We start from the raw sequence: 7,350 nt of genomic DNA, 5'->3' as shown, positions 1-7,350 counted from the left end.
CCAGTCGATGCCGCCCATCAAGCGCGTGCTCGAGCTCAACCCCACCCACCCGCTGGTGACATCGCTGCACGCGGCCTACGAGACCCGCAAGGACGATGCGTCGCTGGCCGAGACCACCGAGCTCATCTTCGGGCTGGCCCTGCTGGCCGAGGGGGGCGAGGTGGCCGACCCGGCGCGCTTCACGAAGCTGGCCGCCGACCACCTGGCAAAGACGCTGCAGGCCTAGAGGCGCGGCCGAAGCGGGCGCGCCGGTCAACCTTCAGGGGCCAAGAGATCGGCCGATCCACGCTCCATTGGGGTCGCGGGCATCCCGCAACCGCTACAGAGGGGGATTCGGCCGAGCTTCCGGCTTTCTTGCCGAGGGAGGCTGCGGGACTCCGTCATGCCTGAGGGGCCGGCGGTGACCCCACCGAAAGGGCTCGCGCCGAGACACCGGCTGCTCAGCCTCGCTTTCCCACAGAGAGCGCGGCTGGCTTTCTGTGGGAAAGCCAGCCGCTACGGCTCACCCGCAGCCACGCGAAGCCGCTGAACGCAATCAGCCAGCGCGTACCCGAAGGCCTCGGCGTCTTGGCGGGTGGTGATCGTCTGCGAATCAAACCTCCCGAGCTCAATGACGACCGCCCCAAGCGCGAACGTTGCGTTATAGATGTCGTGGATGGCGTCCACGGGAAACTCGACGGGCGCATAGAACCTTCCTTCCGAGATCCGCACCTGACGACGAGAGATGTCAACGTGCAGGCGCGCCGAGGGCCACCACAGAGCCACGCTCGCCGCACAGAGAGCGATCGTGAAGGCGACGACGTAGACAGTGCGACAGCCAAGCAAGACGAGACTGTCGTGCGCGCAGTAGCCGATGAGCACGCACATTGCGAGCACCAGCATCATCCAGAGCACGCCAGCGGTGTCTGTGAGGGTGAGACGATACCCCTCGGCAGTTGCCCTGCTGGTGAGCGCTGCGCCCTTCCTCCCCTGCGCCAGCCGCCAGCTGATCCAGTCTTCCTTCCCCTGCGGGCTCTCAGCAGCGAGGCCAGACGAAGCTTCGCGTCCCGCTTCAGCGCTACGCGCCACGAGCGCGTCGGCGTTGTAGCCGTTGCTACAGTAGAAAGGGCGCCCCAGCAGCCCCCTCAACCGCTGTCCCGCGACTAGCATTGCCTCGAGACGATCTGTTTGACAGACCGCAACGGTCCCGCGCTTGCAGGCCAGGAACACTGCAAAGTCCGGTACCTTCGGCCAGTCGAACCCATGCTTGTCGAGGTAGTCCCTGAAGTGTCTCTGTCGTGAGGCACGGTGTTCGGAAGGCTCGACATTGACCCAAAGGCACTTGTCATTGAGAAGGGCATTCGTGTAGAGCGCCTCAACGTCATCAAGGGGCACAACCGACGTGACCCCGTCGCTTGCGTAGATGACGCCCGCTTCAGTGTCGATGTGGATGCCGTGATTCGCGTCGACAGGGTCTGGCCCCTGAAAGCGCCGGACCTGTTCGCGAATCAGAAAAAAGGCCGTGATGCCCCCAAGCCCCAGGCCGTACAGCCCATACGGGATGTTCACCCTGTGATTGCCTTCGCCAACCTCACGCACAAAGATGAAGAACATGACGGCGAGAAAGACCAGGTAGACGAAGATGAAGAAGATGGACGAGCTGCGCTTCAAGACAGAAAGCAGGGCTGATTCGCGATGAGCCTTGCGCTCCAGGCACGTGGGCACGAACACCATATCGCGGCGCTCCATGACAATATCCCTTCTCATTCAGGCGAAGCCACCTCATCGCTGCGCACGCAGCACCCCGCCTGCCCAACCTGTCGTCAGTCGCGCGGCCAGTCTGCCAGCAGCGCCGTCACCGCGGTCCGCCCGCAGGCGAATGCGATGCGCGACACATCGATCTCGTGCGGCGCGAACCAGCGCAGCGCGGCGATGTCGTCGCCCGCCTGCGGCTCGCCCGAGATCAGGGTGCCTCGGTAGACGAGGTTCATCGTGATCTCGGGCGTCTTGCCGTAGCGATCGATGTAGATGCCCTGCAAACCTTCGAGGCGCACCTCGACCCCGGCCTCTTCGAGCACCTCGCGCACCGCGGTCTCTTCCGGGTGCTCGCGCCCCTCGACGAAGCCGCCGAGCACGTTCCACCATCCGCGAAACGGGTTCTGGCGGCGCTTTCCGAGCAGCAGGCGCCCGTCGTGCATCACCAGAACGCCCACGCACGGGACGGGATTGTCGTAATGAACGAAGCCGCACGCCGGGCAGTGCGGGTGAGGCTCGTTGCGGGGCCCCAGGCGGCGCGTGCGAAGCTTCGACGCGCAGCCCGGGCACCATGTGGGTCGGATGATCATCTAGTGGGGATGGCTGCAGTCGCAGGCCTCGTCGCCGCAGCCGCCATCGCCGCACGCGCCGCAGCCGCCCTCGCCGCAGGCGTCGCCCTCTTCGTGGTCGTGGTGGTGGTGCCCGTGGGCGCCGTGCGGATGGCCGTGCTCGATCTCGTCGGGCGAGGCGTCGCGAACGTCGGCGATCTCGACATCGAAGTGAAGTCGCTTGCCCGCCAGCGGATGGTTGGCGTCGAACACCACGTGCTGTTCGGTGACCTCGCTGATGCGTCCGATGAGCACGTCACCCTGGTCGGAGTGGAGCTCGACCGTAGACCCCACCGGCGGGAGGTTGCCCTTGAACTGATCGCGCCCGATGCGGTCGACAAGCTCGGCGTCGTAGGCGCCATAGCCCTCTTCCGGCTGGACCTCGACGTGCTTCTTGTCGCCGACGGCGAGGCCGCTCAGCGCCTTCTCGAGCCCTGGGATGATGTTGGCGTGCCCGTGCAGGAACTCGAGAGGCTCGCCCTCGGAGGCGTCGATGACGTTCCCCTCATCGTCCTTCAGGGTGTAGTGCATCGACACGACCTTGTCCTTGGTGATCATGGCATTCCTCGCTTCGTTGGTGGACCAGGAGCCCGCTCGAGGCCGCTCGGTCGTGCGGGGGATTCGCCCTCGGCCAGGGCCCGTCCCTGCGCCGACGTCACGAATCCGGAAACGGCTTCGGCTTCGCGAGCACCGCATTCTGCTGGCGCGCCGTGAACCCGTAGGCGCGATATCGCTGGGTCACCTGGGGAGAAGCCGATTCGGTCTTCGGGTAGTCGAAGATGCAGTGCCACGCGTCAGGCACGTACTCCCACACCGCCACGGTCTCCACCCCCTTCACTGTGCCGCGCGTCGTGGCGTAGGCCTTTCCGCGGTACACCATGACGCTGTAGCGGCGCATCACGTCACCCGCGTCCGGGTACTGGGCCCGAGCCGCCGCCCGCAGGCGCAGGATGACGCTCTTCGAAAGCGCGCCAGCGGGGGGCGGGGCGATGACGACAAAGCCCACCACGAGGGCGAGCAGGGCGAATACCGCACGGCGGGGTGAGACAGTTCTGGGCAAGGCGGCTCCCTGGAGGTGAGGCCGCTCCGGTGTGAGCGGCCGATGTTGCGGTCGCGTGATCCGCGTGAGGCGTCGATTCGCGCTCGAAGGCCGCGATTCCCGCGAACGGCCCTTCCCCCAGCGGCACACAGGACATGACCGGGCATCGCCAGAATGGCCGCGGCATGCCAAAGACAACCGCAGTCGTGCTCGGCGCGGGCGTGGTGGGCCTGAGCTGCGCATCGCTGCTGCTCGAGAAGGGCTGGGCCGTGCACGTGGTGGCACGCGAACGCACCCCGCGCACCACCTCCGACGTGGCGGCCGCCATCGCCTACCCGTACCTCGCGGAGCCCGCCGACCGTGTCCTGACGTGGTTTCGCCTGTCGCTGCGCGCCTTCGAGAAGCTCGAAGAGAATCCGGCCACGGGCATCCGCACCCTCGAGATGGTCGACCTGCAGGCTGACGCCCGCGCGCCGCAACCGTCGTGGGCAGACGTGGTGCGCGACTTCGAGGAGACAGCCGGACCGCCCCACCTGCCAGAATACGCCAAGACCTGGCGCGCAAAGGTGCCGCTCGTGCCCATGGACCGCTACATGCCCTGGCTCGAGCAGCGATGCCAGCGCCTGGGGGCCACCTTCGAAGAGGCCACGCTCTCGAGCCTCGAAGACGTGGATCACGCGCGGGTGGTGAACTGCACCGGACTGGGGGCCCGCGAGCTGGTCCCCGATCTCGGGGTCTACCCCGTTCGCGGACAGATCGTGCGTCTCGAGAACCGCGGCGTGAAGAAGTTCTGGTGCGATGACGAAGGCCCGCGTGGACTCACCTACCTCATCCCGCGAGGTGACGAGCTCATCGTGGGGGGAACCGCCCAGGCGCACAGTGACAGCCTCGAGCCCGACCCGGCCACAGAGGCGGCCATGATCCGGCGCGCCATCGAGATCGTCCCCATCCTGCGGGGCGCAGAGGTCATCGGGCGCGCGGTGGGCCTGCGCCCGGGTCGCCCCACCGTGCGGCTCGAGCGAGAGCGAAAGGGGCGTTCCCTCATCGTTCACTGCTACGGCCACGGGGGTGCGGGCGTCTCTCTCTCCTGGGGATGCGCCCAGGAGGCCGTCGAGCGACTCGACTGAGTGCGGTGACCGCGCGTCAGGGCGGGTTGAGCCTGAATCGCGCGAACTGACAGGGCGCAGTGGGCGTCAGGCTGGGTTGAGCGCGATGTGGAGCGTCTTCATGCCGCGAAACGACATGTTGGGGATGCGCTCGTACCCCACCAGGCGCATCCGGGGGTATCGCTCGATGAGCGCGCTGAGCGCCACCCTCCCTTGCAGGCGCGCAAGATAGGCGCCAAGACAGAAGTGGATGCCGGCACCGAAGGCGAGATGTCGGTTCGGAGAGCGCGTCAGAGAGAACGCGTCGGCGTCTGGGAACTGCTCCTCGTCTCGGTTGGCCGCTCCGATTCCGAGGTTCACGTGCTGCCCCTGTTGCAGCGTGAAGCCGTCGATGGTGACGTCTTCGAGCATCACCCGCGCGGTGATCTGCACCGGGCTCTCGAGGCGCAGGAACTCCTCCACCGCGGCAGACATCTTGTCCGGCGCGCCTCGCAGCTCGGCGAGCAGCGCCGAGCTCTCGAGCATCATGAGCACCGCGTTTCCGATGAGATTGCTGGTGGTCTCCTGACCCGCGCCGATGATGAGGGCGCAGAGACCGATGATGTCGTCGTCAGACACGTGGGCGCCGCTCTGACGCGCCGCCACCATGCTGGCGATGAGCCCCTCGCCGGGGGCCTTCTCGTGGGCGGCGATGACCTCACGGAAGTGCGCGGCCATCTCATCAGCGCTGACGCAGGCGGCCGCGATCTCTTCCGGCGAGATATCCACCTTCCCGATGAAGTCGGCGAGATGAGCCGACCACGTCACCAGCTGGGTGATATCGACATGCGTCCCCAGGATGTCTGACACCAGCGCGGCCGGCAGCGGCAGGGCGAAGTCACGCATCAGCTCGACCGTTCCCCCACCCTGCAGGCCATCGACGAGCGCGTTCACCTGTTCGAGAACGAGCGTCTCGTGGCGCTTCACGTGCGCGGGGGTGAAGGCCCGCATCACCAATCCGCGAAGGCGCGTGTGCTCAGGGGGATCGACGTAGAAGAGCCACTTCGAAATCATCGACGCGAGCAACGCCGCGGCTGGACGCTGTGCGGGAGGCACCCGGGCCACGATCCGGTCAGCGCGGAGCAGCGAGAACCTGGGATCGGCGAGGGCCATCTGCACGTCGCGGTAGCGCACCAGCGACCACGACTCGGCACTGTCGCTCCAGGACACGGGCTGCAGCTCGCGCATCAGGGTGTAGATGGGGTAGGGATCGGCAACGATGTCGCTCTCGTCGAGTACCAGAAGGTCCATGATGGGATTCGTCCTCCTCCGATGCGCGGGAACCCGCGAGATCAGTCGCCGGATTCCTGCGCGAACAGCCAGCTGGCTGTGTCGCGGGCGCGCTCCACGAGGCGAAATCCGCGCTCGGCCAGCGCCGCCCCCTCGGTGACGTCGAGGAGATCTCCGCTGGTCAGCCAGGCGAGCATGCGCGTCGTTCCCGCATCGATGTCCACGAACCCGCCGAGCAGATCCTCGCACGCCGCGCGCTGATCTTCCGGCAGGGCCGCGACGCGATCCTTCACCAGATCGGTGGACATGATCTTCTGCCCGATGTCGGAGAGCGTGCGCAGCCGCTTCACCGCGGCGCGATACTCTTCTGGCGGCATGCTGGCGTCGCGCGCGCCGTTCGCGGCTTTCTGCAGCAGGATGAAGTTGGGCGACGCCTCGAGGGGAACCTCGCCGGGAACGCGTGGATGTCCGCTGTCGAGACCGGCGCCGGCCGTCACCGAGAGGCTGGGATCCTCAACGCGCAGCGCGGCTCCGCAAGACCCGCAGGTCACGGCGTCCTGCGGGCTCTTCTCCGCGCACGACGGGCACTCGACGCCTTCCGAGAGAATCTGCGACATCCTATCCATGGGTTGGCTCCTCCGTATCGTCAGCGGCCTCGGTGTGCAGCAGCCGCACGTACTGCGTCTGCTCCGGCACGAACCCGAACCGGGTGGCCAGCGACATCACGCGGTCGTTGTGCGTGCCGATGTTTCCCGAGACATATTGCACACCCTCGGCCGTGAGGCCTTCGACCCCCCGCGCGCCGAGCACCACGCCCACGGCGCGACCCCAGTGGTCGGGGAGGACCGAGATGTCCATGACGTGGGCCTGCCAGGTTCGATCGACCACCTTGGTGTGCCACACGTCGATGATGATGGCCCCGGCCAGGTCGCCGTCGGGCGTCTCGGCCACCCACACGTGGTAGGGACTGTCCGGCGTGAGATCGAGCTCGCCATAGAGCTCGAGGAACCGCATCTGGATGAAGTCCATGTCGGCGGCCCGCTGCTCGTGGAACATCATGGGCACGCACGCCGTGGCCAGGTAGATGAGCGTCAGACTGTCAGACGGCTCGGCCCGTCGCACGCGATAGGCGCGCGATGCCCGCTCCACGGCCCGCGGGGAGAGCGCGCGCGATCGCTTCTCGGCCTCCTCGGCGTCGAGGCGCATGATGATTCGGTTCATCTCGGGCACGAACCCCGCCGCGATGAAGTGGGCGTTCTGCTCGGGCGCATTGGTCGACACATCGGCCGAGATGAGCTCGGACCCGCGAAGCCGAGCGCGACGCACGGCCTCGTGGAGGAGTGCGGGCGAGGTCACATGGGTGGGCTGCACGATCAGGCTTCGCGGTCGTCCGCTGGCCCACTCCTGCGAACCGTGATGCAGAATCACCCATCCGGTGACAACGCCGCCCTCTTCGTCGAGCAAGACCTCTACATCGGGAGATTCGCGCAGACCGAAGCGGACGCGCTCCACGACAAACTCACGAAGCGCGTCCTCGGTCCACGTGCGAATGGGATCAACGAGGAAGCGGGTGCGAGCGATTGCCTCGACGATC

9 protein-coding genes are annotated in these 7,350 nt (G+C 66.9%); 2 read left to right on the top strand and 7 right to left on the bottom strand.

The features are described from left to right. Window positions 1–226 (top strand): molecular chaperone HtpG (locus EB084_15960; protein NDD29753.1); only part of this gene is annotated, 226 nt, incomplete at its 5' end. Between the two features lie 269 nt (window positions 227–495). Here EB084_15960 and EB084_15955 read toward each other — a convergent pair. The 4 genes from EB084_15955 to EB084_15940 all read right to left on the bottom strand — a co-directional run bounded on the left by EB084_15955 (window position 496) and on the right by EB084_15940 (window position 3,402). Then, window positions 496–1,728 carry a hypothetical protein gene (locus EB084_15955; GenBank protein NDD29752.1) on the bottom strand — a complete coding sequence of 411 codons (1,233 nt, stop codon included), beginning with the start codon at window positions 1,726–1,728 and terminating at the stop codon, window positions 496–498. Window positions 1,729–1,802: 74 nt separating this feature from the next. Next, window positions 1,803–2,324 (bottom strand): NUDIX domain-containing protein, encoded by a 522-nt coding sequence (locus tag EB084_15950; protein ID NDD29751.1) that lies wholly within the window; start codon window positions 2,322–2,324, stop codon window positions 1,803–1,805. Next, the gene (locus EB084_15945) at window positions 2,325–2,900 is read right to left on the bottom strand and encodes a peptidylprolyl isomerase (protein NDD29750.1); all 576 of its coding nucleotides are present in this window, start codon (window positions 2,898–2,900) and stop codon (window positions 2,325–2,327) included. Window positions 2,901–2,997: 97 nt separating this feature from the next. Next, a complete protein-coding gene (locus EB084_15940; protein ID NDD29749.1) occupies window positions 2,998–3,402 on the bottom strand; it encodes a hypothetical protein in 405 nt (134 codons plus the stop codon). 134 nt (window positions 3,403–3,536) lie between these two features. On the opposite strand from EB084_15940, the gene EB084_15935 reads away from it, so the two are divergent. Beyond that, window positions 3,537–4,508 carry an FAD-binding oxidoreductase gene (locus tag EB084_15935; protein NDD29748.1) on the top strand — a complete coding sequence of 324 codons (972 nt, stop codon included), beginning with the start codon at window positions 3,537–3,539 and terminating at the stop codon, window positions 4,506–4,508. A 66-nt stretch (window positions 4,509–4,574) separates the two neighbouring features. On the opposite strand, the gene EB084_15930 is transcribed toward EB084_15935, so the two are convergent. The 3 genes from EB084_15930 to EB084_15920 form a co-directional block, all read right to left on the bottom strand. Continuing rightward, window positions 4,575–5,777 (bottom strand): cytochrome P450, encoded by a 1,203-nt coding sequence (locus tag EB084_15930; protein NDD29747.1) that lies wholly within the window; start codon window positions 5,775–5,777, stop codon window positions 4,575–4,577. A gap of 41 nt (window positions 5,778–5,818) precedes the next feature. Next, on the bottom strand, window positions 5,819–6,373 hold the full coding sequence (locus EB084_15925) for a hypothetical protein (protein NDD29746.1): 555 nt from the start codon (window positions 6,371–6,373) through the stop codon (window positions 5,819–5,821). A 1-nt stretch (window position 6,374) separates the two neighbouring features. Beyond that, a partial coding sequence (locus EB084_15920) for a GNAT family N-acetyltransferase (protein NDD29745.1) occupies window positions 6,375–7,350 on the bottom strand: 976 nt, incomplete at its 5' end.

The sequence above is a fragment of the Pseudomonadota bacterium genome (assembly GCA_010028905.1).
Taxonomy (GTDB): Bacteria; Vulcanimicrobiota; Xenobia; order RGZZ01; family RGZZ01; genus RGZZ01.
This window is presented reverse-complemented; position numbering and strand designations above follow the sequence as displayed.